Consider the following 24,789-nt stretch of genomic DNA (forward strand, 5'->3'; position numbering starts at 1 on the left):
ACAGGAATTTTCGATGAACACTTACACAGATCTCCCAGCCTCTATCGGGAACACGCCCCTTATCAGACTGACCAAAGCATCAGAATTAACGGGGTGTGACATCTATGGTAAGGCCGAGTTTCTAAACCCTGGACAATCCGTCAAGGATCGCCCCGCGTTGAGCATTATTCAGGCGGCTATAAAATCCGGCGAGCTGCGCCCCGGTGGCACAATCGTAGAAGGCACAGCGGGCAACACAGGCATCGGCCTTGCATTGGTGGGCAATGCCTTAGGGTTTAAAACCGTTATCGTTATCCCAGAAACCCAAAGCCAAGAGAAAAAAGACATGTTGCGCCTTGCTGGTGCCAATCTGGTAGAGGTTCCGGCAAAACCCTACAAAGACCCAAATAATTATGTAAAATATTCCGCCCGCCTAGCGGCCAAGCTGGCCACAACAGAGCCCAACGGCGCAATCTGGGCAAACCAGTTCGATAACACCGCGAACCGGGATGCTCATATTCACACCACAGCCCCTGAAATCTGGACACAAACCGATGGCAAGGTCGATGGGTTCATCTGCTCGGTCGGCTCTGGGGGCACATTGGCTGGTGTGGCCGAGGGCCTACGCCATAAGAACAAAGACATCAAAATCGGCATTGCCGACCCAGATGGGGCAGCACTTTATAATTTCTATGCCAATGGCGAACTGAAATCCGAGGGCAGCTCGATCACCGAGGGCATCGGGCAGGGGCGCATCACCGCAAACCTAGAGGGGCTTGCGGTGGATATGGCCTATAATATCCACGACAAAGAGGCACTGCCGATCATTTTTGACCTGCTAACAGAAGAAGGCCTGTGCATGGGCGGCTCAACCGGTATAAACATCGCAGGCGCCATCCGCATGGCACAGGAAATGGGCCCAGGACATAAAATCGTAACCGTGCTCTGTGATTTTGGTAATCGCTACCAGTCCAAGATTTTTAACCCCAAGTTCTTAGCGGCAAATAACCTGCCGGTTCCGCGCTGGCTGGCCGAGGCACCCGCGCGTATCCCCACAGTATTTGAATAGGGCATAGAGACATGCGGTCGATCACTCGGGCGCTCTTGTGCGCTGTTTTCACTGGTTTTTTATCAGCATCGGCCATAGCGCAGGGCACCAGCATCTTTAATGTTGATGCCTTTCGAACTGCGGCGACCCAAATAGAAACAGCGGTCGAAGAGGCCCGCGACAGCAATGAGACGCTCGAGGGCTATCGCTCTGATCTCACAGCCTTTCGCTCGGCCTCTTTATCGGCCCAAGAGACCTATGCCGATCGCGTCGCTAGTGTGCGTGCGCAACTGGATATTCTGGGCGAAGAGCCAACAGAGGCAGGCGTGCCCGAAACCGCCGAGGTCAAGGCCCTGCGCGCAGATCTGACAGGGCGCCTGTCAGAAGCACAAGCCCCCTTGATTGTTACACAAGAAGCCTTTCAACGGATTGAAAACCTGATCGCCGAGATCGACCAAATCATACGCACCCGCCAATCCGAGGCTCTAACCAGCCTTGGCCCCAGCCCTTTGTCGCCCAGCCTATGGCCCCCTGCGGCCTCGGCAGTGGGGGCCTATTTTTCGCAATTGGGCGGCGAGGTGAAGAATGCCTTTAACAGCCCAATTCGCACCAAACGGCTGGCCGAAAACGCCCCGATTATCCTGCTGTTGCTGATCATAGGCGGGGCATTAGTATTTCCCGCGCGCAATTGGGTTTCGCGTCAAATGCAAATCAGCACAGATGGAATTGATCAGCCGCGCAATGCATTCTCTCTGTTTTTAATGTCAACTGGTTTGGTGATTTGCCCGATGTTGGGCATTTACGTCATTACCCATGCTATTGAATTAGCTAATATTTTTGCGGTGCGGGGCAATGTTTTGCTGGGCTATATCCCCCAGATCGCGCTCTCGCTTATTGTGGCGCTTTGGGTGGCGCGTAACCTGTTTGCTCAGGGCGGGCCAGGGGCGCGGGTCTTGGGTGTTGATCAGTCAAAAATCATTGGTGGGCGGCGTACTTGCATTGGCCTTGGGCTGGTGTTTGCGTTGTTTTATTTTAGCCAGGCCATGAACAACAGCGAGAAATTCTCGCTAGAGGTTTCGGCGGTTCTGACCTTCCCGATTATTGTTCTTGGGGCCTATGGGCTATATCTAATCGCACGCAAATTCCGCGTTTATCGCCAAGCTTTGCACAGCGATGCCATGAGCGCGGGCGATGCGCTCTCTGCGCGCATTTTCCGTTTTGCCAATTCTCTGTGCCTGCTTGTGGCGCTTGTGGCACCTTTGGTGGCGCTGATTGGTTATGTGAATTTGGGGTTGTTGCTGGTAATGTCAACATTGCTCAGTATCACGCTGTTTACGGTTCTGTTCCTGACCTATGCGCTGTTCGTAGGGGTTATTGACTGGCTTGCACAGCCTGACAGCAACGAAAGCAGCCCCAGCACCGATGTTCGGGCAGGGGGGCTTTATAAATCTGCGCTTGGCATTGTGCTGGTTGGGGTTGCAATGCCGCTATTGGCCATCGTGTGGGGCGCGCGCGTTAGCGATATTTCCGATTTCTGGTTTGCCATCAAAGAGGGCATCGATGTCGGGGGCACGCGCCTATCATTTTCTGATGTTCTGTCATTTGTGATCATTTTTTCAATTGGATATACTGTCACCCGCCTTCTTCAGGCCGCATTGCGCACCGCGGTTTTGCCCAATACTGGTATTGACGAGGCCGCCCAGAACTCGCTGGTTACTGGGCTGGGGTATATCGGTATCTTTCTATCAGCGCTGTTTGCCATCACGTCTACAGGGCTGGATTTGTCTAATCTGGCGATCGTAGCTGGTGCCTTGTCTGTAGGGATTGGTTTCGGGCTACAGGCGATTGTGTCGAATTTCGTATCTGGCATTATCTTGCTGATCGAACGCCCGATAAAGCTGGGCGATTGGGTCGAGGTGGGGGCCGTATCTGGATATGTGCGCAAAATCGCTGTGCGCTCGACCAGTATTGAAACCTTTGATAAGGCGGTGGTGATCGTGCCCAACGCGGATCTGATTGCAGGCACGGTTACCAATCGCACACTCACCAGCACCCGAGGTCGCGTACGTGTGCCCATCGGGGTTTCATATGACTGTGATCCCGAAGCGGTGCGCAAGGTGCTGTTAGAGCTTATCGCCGATCATCCGTTGGTGCTAAAACATCCGGCACCTTCGGTATTCTTCATGGGGTTTGGGGCGGATTCCCTTAACTTTGAGATGCGCGGCATTCTGCGCGATGTGAACAGCAAACTGACCGTAACGTCTGACATGAATTTCGCCATTGCCGCACGCTTCGCCAAAGAGGGCTTTGAAATCCCATTTGCCCAACGCGATGTGCGGATAAAAAACCTGTCAGAACTGACGCGAAAAAACACAGACTAATTGCCCATAGACCGCTCTTTTGGCTTGTCAGTGAAATCCTTGCGGTGTATTGCACATGCCAATGGACAGGTGGCCGAGTGGTCGAAGGCGCACGCCTGGAAAGTGTGTAGGCGGGTGACCGTCTCCAGGGTTCGAATCCCTGTCTGTCCGCCATTTACCCAAGTGTATAAAACCCCATCGCTGGCTGTGCACTTGTGCCACCTTACTTCACTATTCCGGTGTCCTATGCGGGGCTAGGGTCGGTGCGATAGGCGTCATTACTCTGTTTTGGCGTTTGCTCATATCTGCGCATGCGGCCATATGATCAATAGAAATAGCGCGGCCTAGATTAGATGATACATATCTGCATCGCTCTTCAACAACGCATGTAAAGCGCTCACAGGCGGGCCGGCCCCAACACAGCGGTAGCCGGTCTCATCACCACCCAGCTGTAGAACTGACCGCAGGCATCGCAGATTGCTGCATCCCCTGATACCAGCTTGTCCCCCTGTACCGTGGGGCCCCTATTTGGTGGATGCGTATTGCCCGTTGTAATGATCTCGAGGGCAATTTCGTGCATCATGCATGGCACCTACGGAATACCCCGCCAAAAACAAGAGATCCAACCCGTGTGCAAGGGCAGGCTAGAACACTAGGCCAAAGTGGTGAAAGATAGGCGATGGTACAGATCAAAAGAAGAGACTGGCAATCGCTGGTTGTTCTAGCAAAGCAAAGTAACTGGCAGCAGATGTCAGCCCATAAAAAAACCGCGCGGCCACATTAATGACCGCGCGGTTTTTTTGGGGGTAGGGGGCCTAGCCGCCGAAATCATCTAGCATGATGTCTTCGCGATCCACACCCAATTCCAGCAGCATGTTGATCACAGATTGGTTCATGATCGGTGGACCACACATATAGTACTCACAATCTTCGGGATTTTGGTGATCTTTTAGATATTCATCATGTAGTACATTATGAATGAAACCTGTGTAACCGCTCCAGTCGTCCTCTGGCATGGCATCTGAAAGGGCTACATGCCATGTGAAATTCGGGAATTCCGCGGCCAAGTTGTCGAAATCTTCTACAAAGAACATCTCTTTCTTAGAACGCGCACCATACCAGAATGTGATCTTACGATCCTTGTTTTTCAACCGCTTTAGCTGATCAAAGATGTGGCTGCGCATCGGCGCCATACCAGCACCACCGCCCACAAAGACCATCTCTTTTTCAGTTTCACGTGCAAAAAACTCGCCAAACGGCCCAGAAATGGTCACCTTGTCGCCGGGCTTTAGGTTAAAGATAAAGGAGGACATTTGACCCGCAGGAATACCCGTTGATCCAGGCGGTGGTGATGCCACGCGCACGTTCAACATGATCAGACCCTTTTCATCAGGGTAGTTGGCCATGGAATAGGCGCGCTCAATAGGCTCTGCCACGGACGAGTCGTATTGCCAGAGGTTAAACTTGTCCCAATCTTCGCGGTATTCCTCGCCAATATCAAATTCGGTGTATTTTAGGGCATGGGCTGGGGCCTCGATCTGGATGTAACCACCAGCACGGAAATTCACATCCTCGCCTTCGGGCAACTCTAAAACCAGATTTTTAATAAAGGTCGCAACATTGTCGTTGGACTTTACCGTACATTCCCATTTTTTAACGCCAAAGACTTCTTCGGGCACTTCCACTTCCATATCCTGCTTGACGGCTACCTGACAGGACAGGCGATCGCCACAGGCGGCTTCGCGTTTCGTGATATGGCCTTCCTCGGTGGGTAGAATTGACCCACCCCCTGCATGGATACGCACGCGACACTGGGCACAGGTGCCGCCGCCGCCACAGGCGGATGGCACAAACAGCTTCTGCTCGGCCAAGGTTTGCAACAGCTTGCCACCTGCGGGAACAGAAATGGTTTTTTCGCCATTGATGGTGATGTTCACATCCCCCGTTGATACCAAACGAGACCGCGCCATTAGAATGATCATCACCAGAGCGATAACAATTACAGTAAAGAGGATAATACCTAAGCTAAAGGTTTCCATGATAATGTCCTACAGTTTCACGCCAGAGAAAGACATAAAGGCCATCGCCATCAGTCCCGCAGTGATAAAGGTAATGCCAAGCCCCTGAAGGCCATCGGGCACATCCGAATATTTCATTTTTTCGCGGATACCAGCCATGGCGGTGATTGCCAAAGCCCAGCCAAACCCAGAGGATAGACCATAGGTCGCAGACTCCACAAAATTATAGCCCCGCTCCCCCATAAAGATCGAGCCCCCCATGATCGCACAGTTCACGGTGATCAAGGGAAGGAACACGCCCAAGGCATTGTAAAGGGGCGGAAAAAACTTATCCAACACCATTTCCAAAATTTGCACCAAAGCCGCAATAACACCAATATAGGAAATCAAGCTCAAGAAGGTCAGGTCAACATTGTCAAACCCCGCCCATGCCAGCGCACCAGGAGACAGCAGCTTGGTCAGCAACAGGTTGTTTGCAGGCACAGTGATCGCCTGTACCAGCATCACCGAAATACCCAGACCAATGGCCGTAGACACCTTTTTTGATACCGCAATAAAGGTACACATGCCCAAGAAAAACGAAAGTGCAAGGTTCTCGACGAAAATCGCCTTAACCGCAAGAGAAAGTAAACCTTCCATTAGTGGGCCTCTACATTTTGAATTTTATATTCACGCTCTTCGACCTGTGCGGGTTTCCATGTGCGGAATGCCCAGATTAGAAGACCAATGACAAAGAAAGCAGACGGCGGCAACAGCAACAGACCGTTTGGCACATACCAACCGCCGTTGTTCACCGTTTCCAGTACCGTCACACCAAACAGGCTGCCTGATCCAAACAGCTCGCGAAAGAAGCCAACCAACATCAAGATCAAACCATACCCAAGGCCATTACCGATACCATCAACAAAACTGTCCAAGGGGGTATTCTTCATGGCAAATGCCTCGGCGCGTCCCATTACGATGCAGTTGGTGATAATCAACCCTACAAACACAGATAGAGTTTTGGAAATTTCAAAGGCAAATGCCTTTAATACCTGATCCACCATAATCACAAGGGATGCAATGATCACCATCTGCACAATGATCCGGATAGAGCTCGGGATATGATTGCGGATCATCGAGATAAACATCGATGAGAAGGCGGTTACGATGGTCACCGCTATGGTCATCACCAGTGCAACCTTCAATGACGATGTCACAGCCAATGCCGAGCAAATCCCCAATACCTGAAGGGTAATCGGATTGTTGTCGACCAAGGGGTCGATTAACATTTCTCTACGGGTTTGCGCCATTAGATATCTCCTGCTTTAAGGTTGGCCAAGAAGGGGGCATAGCCTTCTTCACCCATCCAGAACCGCACCAAATTATGAACCCCAACAGAGGTAAGTGTAGCACCCGATAGGGCATCCACGTGATATTCTGCACCTGCTGCCGGTACGGCCTTGGTTACGCTGATCTGCAATTCATTCTGCGCGTCAGCCAATTTCTTACCACTCCACAGAACCTTCCAGCGCGGGTTGTCCACCTCCGCTCCTAGGCCCGGTGTCTCGGCATGGCTGTAAAACTGTAGCCCGTAAATGTCGTTGCCATTGGCCTCTAGGGCAATAAAACCATACAGTGTCGACCACAATCCATACCCATGAATGGGCAAGATCAACTTGTCGATGCTGTCATCTTCGTTGCGCAATAAATAAACCGTAACGAACTTGGATTTGCGCCCAATGCCGGCAGGATCATCCGATAACGCGATTGAAATTTCTGGGTTATCTGCCGCTGCGCGATCATCAAATGTGGCCGCATCAAACTGATCTGTGAACAAACCTGTTTCCAGCTCCAGCACCTGTGGCTCAAACGCCTGAAATGCCTCTAGAACATCCTTTGAAGGGTCATAGACACCTGCAACCTGTAGAATGTTGATCTGCTTATCCTTCAGCTTGTTCACCTCTTGGATCGGGCGCAGGGATACGGCCACTGCGGAGACGATCATCGAGGCTACCAAGCACAAGGACAGTGCGACAAACAGCGTCTTTTCAACGGAATCTGACGGCAGGGCCAGAAAGCGGCGGATGAAACCCTGGGGTTTCTGGTCGGTGTTTTGGGGCTTATCAGACATTGCGTTTTGCTCTGCGTTTAATGTTCGCCTGAACGACGAAGTAATCGATTAAGGGGGCGAATACATTGCCAAACAGAATCGCCAGCATCATGCCCTCGGGGAAGGCGGGGTTGATCACACGGATCATCACCACCATGAACCCAATCAGGGCACCATAAATATACCGCCCCGTATTGGTGTGTGCGCCAGAAACCGGCTCTGTAACCATAAAGACCAAACCAAAGGCATAGCCCCCGACAACCAGATGCCAATACCACGGCATGGCGAACATTGGGTTGGTATCAGAACCGATCCAATTCAACAGCCCAGAAAAGGCAATCATACCGGCCATACAGCCCACAATCATCCGATAGTTGGCGATCTTGGTGATCAATAGGAAAATCAATCCCAATATACAGGCCAGCGTCGATGTCTCGCCCATAGATCCAGGAATAAACCCAAGGAAGCTGTCCCACCACGTAACACCGCGACCAGCCAAGGCCTGAAACCCATCAGATGCAGAAACCGCCAGCGCCGTCGCGCCCGTAAACCCATCTACAGGAACCCATACAGCATCACCAGATAGCTGCGCAGGATAGGCAAAATACAAAAATGCACGCCCCGTTAGGGCAGGGTTCAAGAAGTTTTTGCCAGTACCACCAAAAACCTCCTTGCCGATCACAACACCAAAGATAATGCCCAGTGCCACCTGCCACAAAGGCGTGGTGGCAGGCACGATCAAGGCATAAAGCATGGAGGAAACCAAGAAGCCCTCGTTCACCTCGTGCTTGCGCACCGTGGCGAAAACCACCTCGAAAATCCCCCCCGCAACCAAGGTCACGATATAAACAGGCAAGAAATACAACGCCCCATGTACCATATTGGCAAAGGGATTGGCCGCATTAAACCCAATTCCGAAAAACTCGATAATTGCCGCGCGCCAACCAGATGCCCCAAATTCAGCAATCGCCAAATTGGTGTGATACCCGGTGTTATACAGCGCCATCAAAATACAGGGAATCGTGGCCAAGACCACATAGGTCATGATCCGCTTCATATCCACATAAGAGCGCGCATGCGGTGCGGCAGTGGTTACCGTTTTCGGCGTATACAGAAAACTTTCGACCATCTCATAAATGGGGAAATACTTTTCCCATTTGCCACCTTTAACAAAGTGGGGTTCGATGCCGTCAAAGAAATTACGAAGGCCCATTGTTATCCTTCCTTTTCGATTTTAGTCAGACAATCGCGAAGTGCGATGCCATATTCGTATTTAGCAGGGCAGGCGAAACCAATAAGCCCCAAATCTTCTTCATCCAGTTCCAGCACACCCAATTGCTGCGCCTGATCGGTATCCATCACCAGCAACGCGCGCGTTAGCTGCGTGGGTAGGAAATCTTGTGGCATCAGCTGTTCAAACGTGCCCAAAGGCACCATAGCGCGCCGCCCACCATTTAGATTAGAGGTCAGCGGGAATTTTTTACGCGACAGCAATGATCCCAAAACCGGCTGAACCGCATATTTTGCAAACATTGGGCGAATCCAACCCAATGTGATCTGTTTGGTGTCTTCCTCGATCAGGGTCACCTGACGGGCATAGCGCCCCAAAAACCCATCAACACCCGCACCTGCGCGCCCACTTAGAACTGAACCTGAAATCATGCGCACAGGAATGTCCTGTGGGATATCAGTGCCCAATAGATCCTCTAGCGATGCGCCCGAAATCGTACGTACCAGACGCGGGTCACCACAAAGTGGCCCCCCCAAAGAAATAATTTTGCTGGCATCATATTTACCGCTGATTAGCAACCGCCCGATGCATAGCACATCTTGATAACCGATCGTCCAAACAAAGGTATTTGGTTTCGGGGGCGTAAGAAAATGGATATGTGTACCAGCCAATCCCGCTGGATGTGGGCCACTAAAGGCCACGGCCTCTACACCCGGAACATCATGGCCCGGTAATGGATCCCCATTGGCTTGGCACAAATAGGTTGGCCCATCACTTAGCAGCGACACCGCGGCCATACCACGGGCAAAGGCCTCTGGCTCGGCGTTGATGGCAACGTTTGGATCGGCGGCCAATGGATCACTGTCTATCGCGGTTACATAGATTGCATCTGCTTGGCTGTCTGGCTGGGGCACCTTGGAATAGGGGCGGGTGCGAAATGATGTCCATAGACCCGCCGCACAGAGCTTCTCAATCAACCCATCGCGGCTATCGGCCTTGCCAACTTTTGAAAAATCAACGGGCGCACCAATGGTGTCATCACATTCGATCTCGATGCTGATCAGCTTGCGCCGCGCGCCGCGATTAATCGCCTTGATACGTCCTGCAGCGGGGGACACGATTTGAACCTCGGGCATGTTTTTATCAAACATCAAGGGCGTGCCGGCAACAACCTCGGCGCCTTCCTCGACAGATATGCGGGGTTTCAGATCAATGTAATCCGCGCCTAAAACGGCGACGGTTTTCACATCGGGCGAGTGATCAATCTCTTGTCGAGGGGATCCCGTGATGGGCAAGTCCAAGCCTTTACGTAGAATAAGGTGCTTCAAGTGGTATTCCTCGGGCTAGTGGAGCGTTCATCAATTGTAACGAATTGACGCAAACTCGCGTTGGTGACGGGGAGCATCTACAAAAGTCAGCGCCAGAGTGCTAGCGCTTTTTTTGCCAAAAGCGACATATTCTGCTTGAAAATTCCCCGCGCATTCGACTACGAGTACACAAAATTCGCTGAAAGGTCATCTTCGTGAGCAACTTGAACCGCTTCTCCCGCCGCTCTTTTCTTGTTATGCCGCTGGCACTTGCTGCCTGCTATGACAGCAAGCAAGTAATTGAATTCGTTGGTAAAACAATGGGTACCACCTACAAGGTCTCGTTGGTTGATCACACGAATCAACTAAAAGAATCTCAGGTGAAACCGCTGGTTTCTGCCGCCTTGTTGGATGTAAATAAATCCATGTCAAACTGGGATGCTGGCTCTGAAATTTCCAGAATCAATGCCGTACCCAAAGATTCGCATCAATCAATGTCCGCTACTTTGGCGCATGTGATGCAGGCGGCTAGGGATGTAAACCTCGCCAGTGCAGGGCGCTTTGACACCACTGTTGGCCCCTTGATCGAGCTTTGGGGCTTTGGTGCTCCGGGTGCCACCGCCAAACCAACGGATGCCGCGATTGAAACTGCTCTTGCGAAATCTGGCCAACAAACCTCATTGGCCCTGCGTGGCAACTCTGTTGCGCGTAAACATGGCGACACACAGGTCTATCTGGCGGGTATTGGCAAAGGATTTGGTGCCGATCACGTAGGACAGGCGCTAGAAAGCATTGGAATCAAGGACTATATGGTAGAGATCGGCGGCGATTTATATGCGGCTGGCCGTAATCCTGATGGCCTGCCATGGCAAATCGGTATCGAAACCCCAAATGCACACGACCGCAATATCATGGGTGTGGTTGGCGTATCTGGTTTGGGTCTGGCCTCTTCCGGGGACTACCGCAACTATTTTGAACAAGATGGTCAGCGCTATTCGCACCTGATCGACCCAACAACCGGTCGCCCTGTTGATCACAAAACCGCCAGCGCCACAGTTTTGGCTGGCAATGCGATGCTGGCCGATGCATGGTCAACCGCGATGTTGATCTTGGGACGCGAACGCGGCCTAGAAATCGCCAGCGCCCATAATATTGCGGTTCAGTTCATTGATCGTGATACCAACGCCGGCGCTCTGGGCTTTACTACCCATGCCAGCGATGCGTTTAAAACGCTGACGGCCTAAGACAGCAGAGCCAAATCAGGCGCCTATTGTGGGCGTCTGAGAACCCAGTAAATTCAAGGACGCTGTTATGGAAACCTTTTTGTTAACCTTTGGCTTGTTGGTTCTGGTCATGCTGGGCATGTCCCTTGGCGTGATTTTTATGAACAAACGGATCAAGGGCAGCTGTGGGGGCCTGAATGCCATTGGGGATGCGGACAAATGCTTGGTCTGCTCGAAAGAGATCGATCCAGACAGCCCGCTGCGCGAACGTCTAGAATGCCCACGGGCGCGCAAGATGCTGGAACGTGTTCAAGACGCTTGAATAAGTTGAGTATGTTAGGCTAGGCTGTCCTTAGAGGAGAGACCAATAATGCCAACATCATACCAATCCCCCATGCGACAAGACCAACAAGGCCAAAATACCAAGAGCCAATCTGTCGAATTATACGATCACAATGCCACCGTTGCTGACCTTTTGGATGGCAAAGGGCGCGATGTATTCTCAATAAAACCCGAAGATACCCTAAAAGATGCGGTGGTAGAGCTGCGCGACCGCAGAGTAGGGGCGCTGATTGTCACCGATGATAGCGGCGCCTTGGTCGGCATTTTGTCCGAGCGCGATATCGTGCGCAAATTGGCCGATAGCCCTGGCCAAACCCTGCCGCAATCAGTGGGCAGTGTAATGACCAAAAAGGTGAAAGTCTGCGGGCCTAGCGATCTGGCGATCGATGTGCTCAAGCGTATGACAGAGGGGCGATTCCGCCACCTTCCAGTAATAGAAAACGACCAGTTAATTGGCATGGTCACCATTGGCGATGCCATCCATCACCGCCTGACCCAGCTAGAGCACGAAGCCCTGCAAATGAAACAGCTGATCGTTGGCTAGGCCTTATCCGGCAACAGACATCGGTACAAAGGCCAATATGGCAAACCCAACAGCCGCGAGGGCGCCAAATATCCAATATTGGTATCTGGGGCCCTCGCGTTTCCATGTGCGCCGATAGCTGAATCCTGCGTAACAGGCGATTACAAAAATAAGGGTCGCAAGCGCGGGCGTTAGCGTGAAATCTATCATCATACTGTCTCTGTTAGCGGCTGTTTATGCGGGTTTGATGGGTACCTAGCGCCCCTAGCACGCCGGGGCAATGGTGTTTAGCGCGGAATAAACAGCTGTGCTCGTAGCCCGCCCAAGGCATCGCTGTGCCCCAATGTTAGCTGCCCGCCATGGCTGCGCGCCACATCCGCCACAATGGCCAGCCCCAGGCCCGTACCCGTGCCTTGATTTTGATTGCGCGCCGCATCTAACCTCTCAAAGGGCTGTAGGGCATCCTCGCGGCTGGCCTTGGGGATGCCCGGTCCATCATCCTCAACCACAAACCGCACGCCATCGGAATCGATCGAGACCGTGGCACGACAGGCCTGTGCATAGCGTTGGGCATTGGCTAACAGATTGTTGATGGCGCGACGCAACGATTGATGCTTGGCCATTATTTCGGGCGATTCCTGATCTCCTTGGGCAAAATGCAAATCGACTTCATGGCCCAGCCTCTTGCGATCTCGGATCAATGACTTGATGAACGGTTTCACATTCACCGCGACTGTATCTTCGCCAGAATCGCCCCGTGCAAAGGCCAGAAACTCCTCCATGATATGCTCCATTTCGACCACATCCCCCTGCAACTCTTGGATTTGTGGATCATCCCCTAGCATAGATAGCGACAACTTCATGCGGGTTAGGGGGGTGCGCAAATCATGGCTGACGCCTGACAGCATCTGGGTGCGTTGATCGATCTGGCGCTCGATGCGACTCTGCATAGAAATAAAGGCATGGCCCGCGCGGCGTACCTCGGCGGCACCGCGCGGCGCAAAGGGAATCTTGCGCCCCTTACCAAAGGCCTCCGCAGAGCGCGCCAACAGGGTGATCGGCTTTACCTGATTCTTTAGGAAAATGATCGCCAAGCCCAGAAACAACAACGCCGCCAGCGTACTGGCCACCAACAATTGATGCGGGTTAGAGGCGGTGGCGCGGTCTCGGCGAATGTTTATCCGCCATATCTGCCCCGCGCGGCGCAGGTCGATCAAAATTCTATCCTCTTGGCTTAACAAATCAATGCCGACAATCTGATCTATCTCTTGGCGCAGGGTGGCGATTAAATAACGCCCAGAAATATCAATGAACCCAATGCGATCTTCGTTTATCCGCAGACCTGTAGGCAATTGCGTGTTCACACGAATTTGCAAGGGCGCAGCGCGGCTGCGCAGCTGGGCCAGAGACGGGGCTGAAGCCTCGCCGGTATCGCTGGGTTCCAGCACGTAATTCACCTCGCGCGCCAGATCCGTGGTCTTGGCAATGGTCACATCCCCATATAGCCGATCAACAAAAATATAGGTCACAACCGATTGCACCGCCAAAATCGGGATAACAACGATCAAAAGGGAACGCCCGAATAGGCTTTTGGGCAGATAATCTTTAATAACGGCGAATATTTTCATGGGCTTACGCTAGGGAAATACCGATGCCTTGGCAAGAATGCGGAAAAAAATCCATAAGATTGAAAAAGGCTATTGCCGCCCGAAATTCTGTTCGCTATAGACTGCCACACATTAGGTAATCCGGCGTAGCTCAGCGGTAGAGCAGTTGACTGTTAATCAATTTGTCGTAGGTTCGATCCCTACCGCCGGAGCCAAATGTTTCATATATCTTAGAACGCTCAGACCTTGATATAAGGTCATCCGCGTAAAATCATCACAGAATTCAACTATTTATAACAGAATAATACCTGTTTATTCCCCTGCGCGTTACGATCATCTTAAGCAGGGGCGTGATCCAAAGAGCGCGCGCCATCTAGATCCATGGCCTCTATAATCGCCAAAAGAAAATCATCCCTTTGGACTGGTTTCATTAGGCGGATGTCTTCTGGGCGTAGATCGTTTCCATGCACCGTGGTCTCGCTGGCATATCCTGACATAAAAATAACGGGCAGATTTGGCTTCAGCTTACGCAAAGCCTTGCATAGCTCCGTTCCCTGCAGTTTCCCCGGCATAACGATATCTGTGACCAGCAAATCAAAATTTTGATTTTCCGCGAAGATAGCAAGAGCCTCATCGCCTGAATGCGCTTCGCTGACCCGATACCCCGCCTTGGTGATCAATGTGGCCAACACAGAGCGCACCTCTGCCTCATCCTCTACCAGTAAGATTTCCAAGTCACCTGTGGCGCTGCGCGGATTTGTGGGGGCCTTCTTGTGCTTGGTTTCCAAATTCACATCCTTAGCAGGGAAATACAGCTTGAACGTTGTTCCGATCCCTAGCTCGGAATATACCTGAACCATACCGCCAGATTGTTCCATAAACCCTTGAACCATAGATAACCCAAGCCCAGATCCCGCCCCAGGGGCCTTGGTGCTAAAGAAGGGATCGAATATCTGTGATACCTGTGCATCGGAAATTCCGTGGCCGGTATCAGAAACCGCTAACATGGCATATTGCCCAGGTAAGACCTCGGTGTTTCGCGCATCCATATAGGGCTGATCTATATGCACATTGGCTGTTTCGATTGTTAGTTTTCCCCCCTCCATCATGGCATCACAGGCATTCAGAATAAGATTCAACAAGGCCGCCTCGGTCGAAGCAGGATCTGCCTCTACCGTCCACAATCCAGCCAACAACGAGGTTTCAATTTCTATATTCACAGGCAGGGTTCGCCCAGCCCATGTGCGTGTCTCGCCAACCAATGTGTTCAAATTAAATGAATGTGGGCGCAGCCGAGACTGCCGTGCAAATGCCAACATGCTGCGGGTTAAATCCGCGCCTCGCTTTGTGGCATTTATGCCTGCGTCAATCATGCTGGTTTTATCGGAATCCCTTTCGTCATCCCTTAATAGCTCAAGATTGCCCAAAATCACGGCAAGAAGATTGTTGAAATCATGGGCTACACCCGCGGTAAGCTGGCCAATGCTTTGCTGTTTTTGCGCATGATGGTTCAGCTCTTTTTGATGCTCCAGTTCGTTTTGGCGGGCAACTTCCTCGGTTATATCCAAAACAAGAATAAAGAAATGCGTGGTGCCATCTTCCAATCGGGTCGGATAGCCACGCTCTTCCAGCCAGATTTGTTTTCCTTGCGGGGTTTTGTAGGGCACAATCGCATGAAAGGGCTCTAAGGTTTGTATCGCGCGTGTTATATCCGCGAAAACCTTATCGAGTACCTGCTGATCCGATACCAATGACCACAGCAAATTGTTGTCTGCCTCTGCTTCATCGGCTGTAACGCCCCAGATTTTGTAACAGGAATCCCTATTTAAAAAGGACATGGTATCCTCGGGGCCCATAGTTTCATTCCCAGGTGGGAGGCTATAGGACAATGCCGCCCCGCCGAGCTGTGTTAAGATATACTCAAGCTGAAACCCCTGTTCAGCGTTGGCCAGCTCTTGTTGAACCTCTTTGGTAACATCCAGAACAATCAAATCAAGACGTGTCATCCCATCTTCGATCATGGAAGAACTGCCATGTAATTCCAACCAACGGGTTTCGCCATTGCGATGGGTGATTTTATGGCGGTGGTTCACGGCGCTCAGGGTTTTTATACTTTTATGTAGGGCCGCCAGCAATTTAGACCTGTCGTCTGGGCTCATGGTGTTTGGCAATACCTCGGGCTTGGCATAAACCTCTTCAGGGCTATACCCCCAGATATCAAGACTACTTGGGCTGACGTAGCTGGGTTTCAGGGGCGTTGATCTATCTGTTATAAAATAGATCATTGCCCCAGGCAGGTTTTGTGCAACGGTCGCTAATTGTGATGAGGCAAGCGCGCGTGCGGCTTCTGCCTGTTTAATTTTCGTCAGGTCAGTGTGGGTTCCCACAATCCGCGCAGGGATGCCATCGGCGTCAAATTCGGTTAACCATTGCGCGCGGATATAGCGAATTTCGCCACTCGGGTGGAGTGCGCGAAACTCTACAACATTGTTGATCGGCTCATTCGCCTGTGGCGCTTGCAGTGCCGCCATAATCAACGGGCGATCCTCAGGATGCACCCGCGCGATCCAATCGGCAACCGGCACCATGCCCGGTTGGTGATCCAGACCATAGATTTCGATTATACCAGCATCATACAGCGCTTCTTCCTCACCATTGAGATGCTCAAACGTTCCAATGCCACTGTGTTGGATTGCCAATTCCAATCGTTGCGCTAGGTCTGCATTCATGCGGGCTTTCTGGGAAACCTTTACGACAAAATGAACCATGCACCATACGATCAAGGTCGATAGAATACCCACTGTGGCCTCGACAGACATACGCAACAACAACGGCCCAATGGACAGCGCTGCTATCGATTTAGGGCTCGAAAGAAACGCGGGCGCTATAAGGAAGACCAAATAGGAAATGATCAGAAACATGATCCCATTCGCAGACGGTATAGGCCAAGGGCGCGGCGCCCAAATTCGAGCGGCTAAAAGCCCCGATACTACATAGCCAATGCTCAAATATAAACCCGCCCCCATCACCGGCCCGCCAATACATATGCGCGTAGAAATGATCAGTACGGCCGCCATAACAGCCCCAACTGTGCCCCCTAGGTACCCCGCAAATAGCAATGGCCCCGCGATCACATAAACCTGATCAGGAAGCTGGCCAATCATATGCGTATTGGTCGTCAAGAGGGTGGCAAGAAGACCAAAAACAAGCCCCATCATTGCAGGTCTAAGCACACGATGGCGTGTTAGGCGCGGGCTAACCAGAATGGCATAGCACCCCAATCCAGCAAGTACTAATGCGCTTAGGCTCTGAAACAGGGAATAGTGCATAGACCAAAAAAACCTTTCGAAATGTATAAATCGAATAAAAACGCCGAATAGTAATAACCTACAGCGCCAAAACCTAAACAACAACAGCGCCTAGCGCCAATCTAATAAATCCGCTTTGGCGCAATATGAATTGAGACTTGGGGCTAATCGGTGTGATCTAACAGTTCAAAAAATTTCACAGCCGCATGATAAACATAGGCCTAATTGAACTTGCGAAACAGCTTGGTTCGGTCAAACAGCTCTTCCAGCTCCTCCATTCGATCCTTGGTTTCATTCCAACTTAAATTCTGAATCGCTGAAATCATCGTCTCAATCAACAACAGCGTTGTCGCCGCAGAATCCCATGCCGAGGGCACCTCGATACGATTGCTGAAGGTAATGTCGGCCAATGCATCAATCGGTGAACGCCACTGATCCGTAAACAGAACAATTTTTGCCCCCTTAGCATGGGCAATCTCCGCCAGCTTTAGCGTGTTATTTTCATAGCGGCGCATATCAAAAATAACAAAAACATCCCCCTTTTGCACATCTAACAAATAATGCGGCCAAGCGTTTGATGTGGATTGAATATGGGTGATCTTGGGGCGGATGGTCTGGAGATGCAAAAACAAATATTCGGCCAATGTATGGGTGATGCGCCCTCCCACCACATACAGATGGGTGTTTGATGCCGCGACCAAAGCACAGGCCTCGTCAAACAACCTTGGCTCGATCTGGCCCAATGTCAGGCGAATGTTATCGATCACAGCGTCGGTAAATTGGTTCAGCATATGCTCAGAGGGGGCGCCCTCGGCCCATGTGTCATGCTTGGCAATGGGGTTCTTCACCTTGGCCTTTAGCTCCTCACGCAGCTCTGCCTGAAACTCGGGATATCCCTTAAACCCCAGCTTTTGCACCATACGGGCCACGGTTGGCACCGATACCTTGGCGCTTTTGGCCAATGCCGACAGCGGCCCTAACCCAGAGGCGGGATAATTATCAAGGATTGAATGGGCCAGCTGGCGCTCCGCACGGGTCAGATTTTCCAGCTCTTGCTGAATTTTATCCGAGATCATCTGTCCTTTGATTGAAATGTTACCTCTCCCGTGGTTTTTGATGTTTTATTTATCAGAATATATACTTCTGATAAATATTTTCCAGAAATTTGTTGACAAAACGGCTCTCAGTTCGAAATGTAACGCTATCGCCGACTAAAAACCACATGCTCAAAGGACCGTTTTGATGAAACACGTCGATATCGTAAATCCTAACGCTGCATCGCGCTTGGTTTTGATTTGCGAACACGCATCCTGTTTCATTCCCCCTCAATACAATGACCTAGGGCTAGAACCCATGGCACAAACCAGCCACGCCGCATGGGATCCGGGCGCCTTGCCGGTTGCCAAACATTTGGCCAAACTGCTGGATGCGGTTTTGATCGCAGGCACGGTCTCTCGGTTGGTCTATGATTGTAATCGCCCCTCTGATGCCCCCGGTGCAATGCCCGCACACAGTGAGGTTTTTGAAATTCCGGGCAATGTGGATATTTCTGATCAAGAGCGCCAAGCGCGCACAGAAAATTACTATGAACCCTTTCGCCGCGCCGTAGCCCAGCGCATTGCCAAGATAGACAACCCCATCATCGTTACCATTCACAGTTTCTCGCCGGTCTATCACGGCCAAACCAGAGCGGTGGAAATTGGCGTTTTGTATGATGCGGATACGCGGCTGGCGGATGCGCTGATGGATGTGGTGGCCCTGCACAGCATTTCTAATATCCAGCGCAACCAGCCCTACGGCCCAGAAGACGGCGTGACCCATACCCTGAAAGAACATGCGCTAAAAAATAACCACCTGAATGTGATGTTAGAAATTCGCAATGATCTGATCGAAACCCCTGATGATCAGGAATATTACGCCAAAATGATCGCGGGCTGGATCACTGGCGCACTCACGGCCCTTGGGCACGGGGAGGGCGGCAAATGCACAGCATGATGCAGGGCTATATCCGCTATGTGGATGCGGTTAATCTGCGCATAGGGCGCATCGTGATGTATGGTATTTTCGTGCTGATGGGCATTCTTATTTGGTCATCGATCAGCAAAACATTCTTCCTGCCCTCGCTTTGGACGCTGGAAATGGCACAGTTCACCATGGTGGCCTATTATATCCTTGGGGGGCCTTATTCTATTCAGCTTGGCTCGAATGTACGTATGGATCTGCTGTATGGCGAATGGTCTCTGCGCAAAAAGGCATGGTTTGATCTGCTGACGGTGTTCTTTCTAATCTTCTATCTTTGTGTTCTGCTGTATGGCGCAATCAGCTCTACGGCCTATTCCCTTGGCTATTGGGGGGGGGATCCGCTGTCCTTCTTTGGGGGGCTGATCACGGGGGGCGAGGAAATCGGCCGCCTAGAACGCTCCTCCAGCGCATGGCGCCCCTATCTGTGGCCCATAAAATCAATCATGATATTGGGTATGTTCTTGATGCTTTTGCAATGTATCTCAGAGCTGTTCAAAGATGTTCTGCGCCTTAAGGGAGAGAAAATCTGATGCCCTATGAAATGATCGCCACGCTAATGTTCTCCTCTATGATGCTGATGTTGCTCACAGGCCAACGGGTTTTTGGCGCCATTGGCTTTATCGCCGTGATTGCGGCCCTGCTGTTGTGGGGCGATCGGGGGGGCTATGACATCGGATTTTCCGCCGCGATGAAGCTGATGAAATGGTATCCCTTGCTGACGTTACCGATGTTTATCTTCATGGGCTATGTGCTGTCTGAATCCAAAATCGCCGATGACCTTTATAAAATGTTTCATGTTTGGATGGGGGGCTTGCGCGGGGGGCTGGCGATCGGGACAATCGGCCTTATGGTGTTGATCTCTGCGATGAACGGCCTGTCGGTGGCTGGAATGGCCATCGGATCCACCATCGCACTGCCAGAGCTTTTGAAACGCGGCTATGACAAACGCATGGTCACAGGGGTGATCCAAGCAGGCTCGTCCTTGGGTATCCTCGTGCCACCTTCGGTTGTTCTGGTGCTCTATGCGATGATTGCGCGCCAGCCTGTGGGGCAATTGTGGCTGGCGGGGGTCGTTCCAGGGCTGATGATGGCGGCAATGTTCATCGCCTATATTGTGATCCGCTGTCGGATAAACCCTGTGCTTGGCCCAGTGCTCCCGGCCCAAGAGCGCAATATTCCGCGCGCTGAAAAACTACGTCTGCTGCGGGCAGGGCTGCTGCCGATCATCATCTTTGCCACAATGATGGTGCCCTTCGTCAAGGGCTGGACATCGCTGGTAGAAAGCTCTGCCATCGGTGCAATGGCCGCATTTTGCGCCGCAGTCCTAAAGGGGCGCATGACCCGCGAGGTGTTTGAAAACTCTGTGCGCAATACGCTGGGCATCACCTGTATGTTCATGTGGATTATCCTCGCGGCGCTGGCCTTTGGCGCGGTGTTCGATGGGCTGGGCGCGGTTAAGGCCATCGAGGCGGTTTTCACCGAACGCCTAAACCTTAGCCCTTGGATGATCCTCATTTTAATGCAGCTCAGCTTTATCCTAATGGGCACGTTCCTTGACGATACTGCTATGCTGGTGATCGTCGCCCCCCTATATGTGCCCTTGGTGGGCGAGCTGGGCTTTGACCTGATCTGGTATGGTATTTTGTACACGATCACCACTCAGATTGCCTATATGACACCGCCCTTTGGCTATAATCTGTTCTTAATGCGGGCCATGGCGCCCCCTGAAATTTCCCTGCGCGATATCTACGCCTCTATCACCCCGTTTGTATTGGTGATGGTCTTTGCCCTGACGCTGGTCATGGTCTTCCCAGGTATCGCCACTTGGCTTCCTGATTACGTTTACAACAAACCCTAGAGAACCGTGCCAAACGGTCGGAAAACCCAACGAAGGAGAATACCATGACAACAAGACGCAAGTTTATAACCAGTGCCGCAATGGCCGGCCCCGCGGCCGCGCTTGCGGCACCCGCCGTTGCCCAAAGCACCATCAAATGGCGTATGCAAACCTATGCGGGCGCATCCCTTGCCGCCGAGGTGATCGTACCAGCCATTGAAATGTTCAATAAAATCGCTGGCGACCGCATGCAGATCGAACTGTTTTTTGCTGACCAAATCGTACCAACGGGTGAATTGTTTCAGGCCATGCAACGCGGCACCATCGATGCGGTGCAATCAGACGACGATTCCATGGCATCCCCCACAGAGGTCACTGTTTTCGGCGGGTATTTCCCATTTGGTTCGCGCTATTCTCTGGATGTGCCTGTGCTGTTTAATCAATACGGCCTAAACGAAATCTGGGACGAAGAATATTCCAAGGTTGGCGTGAAACACATCAGCGCCGGCGCATGGGATCCTTGCCACTTTGCCACCAAAGACCCGATCAACTCTTTGGCAGACCTGAAAGGCAAACGCGTCTTTACCTTCCCAACCGCGGGGCGCTTCCTCAGCCAATTTGGCGTGGTTCCTGTGAACCTCCCATGGGAAGATATCGAGGTTGCCATGCAAACAGGTGAATTGGACGGTATCGCATGGTCAGGCATCACCGAGGACTACACCGTAGGTTGGGCCGATGTGACCAACTATTTCCTCACCAACAATATCTCGGGCGCATGGGCGGGGTCGTTCTTTGCCAATATGGACCGCTGGAATGAATTGCCAGAGGATCTGCAAACGCTGTTCCGTGTGTGTTGTGATCAATCGCATTACTACCGCCAATGGTGGTATTGGGGCGGCGAGGCCAACCTGCGCGTTAATGGCGACAAGATGAAGCTGACCACCATTCCAGACGACGAATGGGCCACCGTCGAGGCCAAGGCGCTTGAATTCTGGGAAGAAATTGCCGCAGAATCCGAAACTAAACGCCGGGTTGTTGATATTTTCAAAAAATACAACGCGGATATGGTCAAAGCTGGCCGCCCGTACCGGTACGGCTAGTACACAAAGAGCCGCCCTGGGCGGCTCTTTTTCCCCAAACGTGAATGGATATAGCATGTCAAAAAATTTGAAATTTGATACCCTGAAAGCCAAAGTCGCCGATGGGGCCATAGATACGGTTCTGGTCTGCCTGATTGATATGCAGGGCCGCCTGATGGGCAAACGCTTCCATGCCCGGGCCTTTGTGGATGGCGGGTATGACGAAACCCACTGTTGCACATATCTGCTGGCCACGGATCTAGAAATGGCTACGCCTGATGGCTATGCCTCGACCAGCTGGGAACAGGGCTACGGCGATTATACCATGAAAACTGATCTCGAGACCCTGCGCCTTGTACCGTGGCTCTCGGGTACGGCCATGGTGATCTGTGATATCTTCGATCACCACGGCCACCCCATTGCCCATGCCCCGCGTGCCATGCTGCAGAAACAAATCGCTCGCTTGACGGATATAGGCCTAAGCCCCACGATGGCCACCGAACTAGAGTTTTTCCTCTTCGAGAACAGCCTCGATGAAATCGCCAAGGGCGGGTTTCGTGATCTGACCCCGATCAGTGGCTATAACGAAGATTACCATATCCTCCAAACCACCAAAGAAGAGCACGTGATGCGCCCGGTCCGCAATCATCTCTTTGAAATGGGCATCCCGATCGAGGGCTCCAAGGGCGAGGCAGAGGCCGGCCAAGAAGAGCTGAATATCAAATATGCCGAAGCACTGGCCTGTGCAGATCATCACACGATCGCCAAACACGCCATCAAAGAGATCGCCTGGCAACAGGGCCATGCTGCCACCTTTCTGGCGAAATGGCACCACGACCGCGTCGGCTCCTCCAGTCATGTGCATCAATCCCTGTGGCAGGGCGGAAAATCAATGTTCTACGACCCAGATCGCCCATTGGGTAAATCGGAATTGATGGATCAATATATGGCCGGCTTGATCAAATACGCCGCTGATTACACCTATTTCATGGCCCCCTATGTGAACAGCTATAAGCGCTTCGCCAAGGGATCCTTTGCCCCCACACGTATCATCTGGTCGGTGGATAATCGCACCGCCGCATTCCGGCTCTGCGGCGAAGGCACAGAGGCCATTCGCGTTGAATGTCGTATTCCAGGCGCAGATATGAACCCCTATCTGGCACAGGCCGCCATGCTGGCCGCAGGCCTCAAAGGCATCGAGGAAAAACTCGCCCTGCCGGAGGCCTTCTCTGGGGATGCCTATGCGGATGAAACATCTGCCCATATCCCGCGCAATCTGCGCGATGCGCGCGATGCATTGCATGGCTCGGATATGTTGCGCGCGGCCATGGGGGATGCGGTAATAGATCACTATGCCCGCGCCGCAGGCTGGGAATTAGAAGAGTTTGACCGCGTGGTAACCGATTGGGAAATCGCCCGCGGCTTTGAAAGGGCGTAAAATGATTACCTGTATTTCACCAATTGATGGCTCTGTTTACGCAACCCGCGAAACCCTAACCAAGTCTGCATCTCAGGCGCGGGTCGCCTCGGCCAGACAGGCACAGGCCGAATGGGCCGCGCGCCCGATAGAACAGCGCATAAATTGCGTGATGGACGCGGTTGCCGCCGTCGGCGCACAAAACGACCAGATTGTACCCGAAATTGCATGGCAAATGGGGCGCCCCGTGCGCTATGGCGGTGAATTCGGCGGCTTTAACGAACGCGCATCATATATGGCCACAATCGCCCAAGAGGCCCTTGCCCCGATCGAGGTCGAAAACAGCGACAGCTTTCGCCGCCTGATAAAACGCGTACCCCACGGGCTGGTGCTGGTGGTGGCGCCGTGGAATTACCCCTATATGACCGCGATTAACACCATCGCGCCTGCGCTGATTGCGGGCAATGCGGTGATGCTGAAACATGCCTCGCAAACCCCGCTGGTCGGCGAGCGCCTAGAGAGCGCACTCCACGCGGCAGGCGTGCCACAGGCAGTGTTTCAAAACGTCTTTTTGGATCACGAAACCACATCGCAGCTGATCGCAGAACGCGCCTTCGACTTTGTGAATTTCACAGGGTCGGTCACTGGCGGCAAGGCGATAGAAAAGGCCGCCGCGGGCACGTTCACCGGCATTGGCCTAGAGCTGGGCGGCAAAGATCCTGGATATGTGATGGAGGATGCGGATATCGATGCGGCGGTGGATACGCTGATTGATGGAGCGATGTTCAATTCTGGCCAATGCTGTTGCGGTATAGAGCGGATCTACGTCCACGAATCCCTGTTCGACAGCTTCCTCGAGAAGGCTGTGAAAATTGTCAGCGCCTATAAACTTGGCAATCCGCTCGACCCAGAAACCACCCTTGGCCCCATGGCGCACCAGCGCTTTGCCCAAGAGGTGCGCGAGCAAATCCGCGACGCCATAGCCGAGGGCGCTACCGCCCATATCGACCCGGCATTGTTCCCAAAGGACCAAGGCGCCTACCTCATGCCCCAAATCCTAACAAATGTAACCCATGATATGCGGGTGATGCGCGAAGAAAGCTTCGGCCCCGTGGTGGGCATCATGGCGGTGAAAGACGACGCCGAGGCGATTAGGTTGATGAACGACAGCACCTTCGGCCTGACCGCATCGCTCTGGACCAAAGATACCGCGCGCGCCGAACAGATCGCCGATCAAATAGAGACAGGCACAGTGTTCATGAACCGCGCAGATTACCTTGACCCCGGCCTCTGTTGGACAGGATGCAAGGATACGGGCCGCGGTGGCGGCCTGTCGATCATCGGTTATCACAATCTAACACGCCCGAAATCCTATCACCTAAAGAAAGCATAAGCC

Annotated in this window: 22 protein-coding genes and 2 tRNA genes; 13 read left to right on the top strand and 11 right to left on the bottom strand. The window is 52.3% G+C overall.

Features of this window, described 5'->3' with window-relative positions:
- The first annotated feature begins 13 nt into the window (after positions 1 to 13).
- The 3 genes from QQL62_RS02245 to QQL62_RS02255 all read left to right on the top strand — a co-directional run bounded on the left by QQL62_RS02245 (position 14) and on the right by QQL62_RS02255 (position 3,561).
- Positions 14 to 1,048, top strand: a complete 1,035-nt coding sequence (locus QQL62_RS02245) for a cysteine synthase A (protein ID WP_284375761.1) — start codon at positions 14 to 16, stop codon at positions 1,046 to 1,048.
- 11 nt (positions 1,049 to 1,059) lie between these two features.
- Positions 1,060 to 3,408, top strand: coding sequence for a DUF3772 domain-containing protein (locus tag QQL62_RS02250; protein WP_284375768.1), 2,349 nt, complete (start codon positions 1,060 to 1,062; stop codon positions 3,406 to 3,408).
- A gap of 63 nt (positions 3,409 to 3,471) precedes the next feature.
- Positions 3,472 to 3,561: transfer RNA gene (locus tag QQL62_RS02255), tRNA-Ser, on the top strand.
- A 223-nt stretch (positions 3,562 to 3,784) separates the two neighbouring features.
- Here QQL62_RS02255 and QQL62_RS02260 read toward each other — a convergent pair.
- The 7 genes from QQL62_RS02260 to QQL62_RS02290 all read right to left on the bottom strand — a co-directional run bounded on the left by QQL62_RS02260 (position 3,785) and on the right by QQL62_RS02290 (position 10,056).
- Entirely contained in the window at positions 3,785 to 3,970 is a 186-nt protein-coding gene (locus QQL62_RS02260; RefSeq protein ID WP_284375770.1) for a hypothetical protein, read from the bottom strand.
- Positions 3,971 to 4,202: 232 nt separating this feature from the next.
- A complete protein-coding gene (nqrF, locus tag QQL62_RS02265; RefSeq protein WP_284375772.1) occupies positions 4,203 to 5,426 on the bottom strand; it encodes an NADH:ubiquinone reductase (Na(+)-transporting) subunit F in 1,224 nt (407 codons plus the stop codon).
- Between the two features lie 9 nt (positions 5,427 to 5,435).
- Positions 5,436 to 6,044 (bottom strand): NADH:ubiquinone reductase (Na(+)-transporting) subunit E, encoded by a 609-nt coding sequence (gene nqrE, locus QQL62_RS02270; RefSeq protein WP_284375774.1) that lies wholly within the window; start codon positions 6,042 to 6,044, stop codon positions 5,436 to 5,438.
- Positions 6,044 to 6,697, bottom strand: a complete 654-nt coding sequence (locus tag QQL62_RS02275; RefSeq protein ID WP_284375776.1) for an NADH:ubiquinone reductase (Na(+)-transporting) subunit D — start codon at positions 6,695 to 6,697, stop codon at positions 6,044 to 6,046. The genes nqrE and QQL62_RS02275 overlap by 1 nt, the downstream gene beginning before the upstream one ends.
- Positions 6,697 to 7,518, bottom strand: coding sequence for a Na(+)-translocating NADH-quinone reductase subunit C (locus tag QQL62_RS02280; RefSeq protein WP_284375778.1), 822 nt, complete (start codon positions 7,516 to 7,518; stop codon positions 6,697 to 6,699). The genes QQL62_RS02275 and QQL62_RS02280 overlap by 1 nt, the downstream gene beginning before the upstream one ends.
- Positions 7,511 to 8,710, bottom strand: coding sequence for an NADH:ubiquinone reductase (Na(+)-transporting) subunit B (locus QQL62_RS02285; protein WP_284375780.1), 1,200 nt, complete (start codon positions 8,708 to 8,710; stop codon positions 7,511 to 7,513). Before QQL62_RS02285 ends, QQL62_RS02280 begins: the two co-directional genes overlap by 8 nt.
- Positions 8,711 to 8,712: 2 nt before the next feature.
- Positions 8,713 to 10,056 (bottom strand): Na(+)-translocating NADH-quinone reductase subunit A, encoded by a 1,344-nt coding sequence (locus QQL62_RS02290; RefSeq protein WP_284375782.1) that lies wholly within the window; start codon positions 10,054 to 10,056, stop codon positions 8,713 to 8,715.
- A 194-nt stretch (positions 10,057 to 10,250) separates the two neighbouring features.
- On the opposite strand from QQL62_RS02290, the gene QQL62_RS02295 reads away from it, so the two are divergent.
- From QQL62_RS02295 to QQL62_RS02305, 3 genes are all read left to right on the top strand, one after another.
- Positions 10,251 to 11,279, top strand: coding sequence for an FAD:protein FMN transferase (locus QQL62_RS02295; RefSeq protein WP_348520650.1), 1,029 nt, complete (start codon positions 10,251 to 10,253; stop codon positions 11,277 to 11,279).
- A gap of 67 nt (positions 11,280 to 11,346) precedes the next feature.
- Positions 11,347 to 11,580 (top strand): (Na+)-NQR maturation NqrM, encoded by a 234-nt coding sequence (nqrM, locus tag QQL62_RS02300; protein ID WP_284375784.1) that lies wholly within the window; start codon positions 11,347 to 11,349, stop codon positions 11,578 to 11,580.
- A 48-nt stretch (positions 11,581 to 11,628) separates the two neighbouring features.
- Positions 11,629 to 12,144 (top strand): CBS domain-containing protein, encoded by a 516-nt coding sequence (locus QQL62_RS02305; protein WP_284375786.1) that lies wholly within the window; start codon positions 11,629 to 11,631, stop codon positions 12,142 to 12,144.
- A gap of 3 nt (positions 12,145 to 12,147) precedes the next feature.
- Here QQL62_RS02305 and QQL62_RS02310 read toward each other — a convergent pair whose 3' ends face one another.
- Together QQL62_RS02310 and QQL62_RS02315 are read right to left on the bottom strand one after the other, a co-directional pair.
- The gene (locus QQL62_RS02310; RefSeq protein WP_348520651.1) at positions 12,148 to 12,336 is read right to left on the bottom strand and encodes a hypothetical protein; all 189 of its coding nucleotides are present in this window, start codon (positions 12,334 to 12,336) and stop codon (positions 12,148 to 12,150) included.
- A gap of 74 nt (positions 12,337 to 12,410) precedes the next feature.
- Positions 12,411 to 13,751: an ATP-binding protein gene (locus QQL62_RS02315; RefSeq protein WP_284375787.1), complete on the bottom strand. Its 1,341-nt coding sequence runs from the start codon at positions 13,749 to 13,751 to the stop codon at positions 12,411 to 12,413.
- A 119-nt stretch (positions 13,752 to 13,870) separates the two neighbouring features.
- Between QQL62_RS02315 and QQL62_RS02320 the strand changes: the two genes are divergently transcribed.
- Positions 13,871 to 13,945, top strand: a tRNA-Asn gene (locus tag QQL62_RS02320).
- A gap of 123 nt (positions 13,946 to 14,068) precedes the next feature.
- Here QQL62_RS02320 and QQL62_RS02325 read toward each other — a convergent pair.
- Together QQL62_RS02325 and QQL62_RS02330 are read right to left on the bottom strand one after the other, a co-directional pair.
- On the bottom strand, positions 14,069 to 17,059 hold the full coding sequence (locus tag QQL62_RS02325; RefSeq protein WP_284375788.1) for a PAS domain-containing protein: 2,991 nt from the start codon (positions 17,057 to 17,059) through the stop codon (positions 14,069 to 14,071).
- A gap of 200 nt (positions 17,060 to 17,259) precedes the next feature.
- Positions 17,260 to 18,114, bottom strand: coding sequence for a MurR/RpiR family transcriptional regulator (locus QQL62_RS02330; RefSeq protein WP_284375789.1), 855 nt, complete (start codon positions 18,112 to 18,114; stop codon positions 17,260 to 17,262).
- A gap of 166 nt (positions 18,115 to 18,280) precedes the next feature.
- On the opposite strand from QQL62_RS02330, the gene QQL62_RS02335 reads away from it, so the two are divergent.
- The 6 genes from QQL62_RS02335 to QQL62_RS02360 are packed head-to-tail and all read left to right on the top strand — an operon-like array spanning position 18,281 to position 24,786.
- Complete coding sequence (locus QQL62_RS02335; RefSeq protein WP_284375790.1) at positions 18,281 to 19,033, top strand: N-formylglutamate amidohydrolase; 753 nt, start codon at positions 18,281 to 18,283, stop codon at positions 19,031 to 19,033.
- Entirely contained in the window at positions 19,021 to 19,590 is a 570-nt protein-coding gene (locus QQL62_RS02340) for a TRAP transporter small permease subunit (protein WP_284375791.1), read from the top strand. Before QQL62_RS02335 ends, QQL62_RS02340 begins: the two co-directional genes overlap by 13 nt.
- Positions 19,590 to 20,918, top strand: a complete 1,329-nt coding sequence (locus QQL62_RS02345) for a TRAP transporter large permease (RefSeq protein WP_284375793.1) — start codon at positions 19,590 to 19,592, stop codon at positions 20,916 to 20,918. The genes QQL62_RS02340 and QQL62_RS02345 overlap by 1 nt, the downstream gene beginning before the upstream one ends.
- 44 nt (positions 20,919 to 20,962) lie before the next feature.
- Positions 20,963 to 21,997, top strand: a complete 1,035-nt coding sequence (locus QQL62_RS02350) for a TRAP transporter substrate-binding protein (RefSeq protein WP_284375794.1) — start codon at positions 20,963 to 20,965, stop codon at positions 21,995 to 21,997.
- 55 nt (positions 21,998 to 22,052) lie between these two features.
- Entirely contained in the window at positions 22,053 to 23,414 is a 1,362-nt protein-coding gene (locus tag QQL62_RS02355; RefSeq protein ID WP_284375795.1) for a glutamine synthetase family protein, read from the top strand.
- 1 nt (position 23,415) lies between these two features.
- On the top strand, positions 23,416 to 24,786 hold the full coding sequence (locus tag QQL62_RS02360) for an aldehyde dehydrogenase family protein (RefSeq protein ID WP_284375798.1): 1,371 nt from the start codon (positions 23,416 to 23,418) through the stop codon (positions 24,784 to 24,786).
- Positions 24,787 to 24,789: the final 3 nt, after the last annotated feature.

Origin of the sequence: Amylibacter marinus, from assembly GCF_030160015.1 — a bacterium.
Classification (GTDB): Bacteria; Pseudomonadota; Alphaproteobacteria; order Rhodobacterales; family Rhodobacteraceae; genus Amylibacter; species Amylibacter marinus.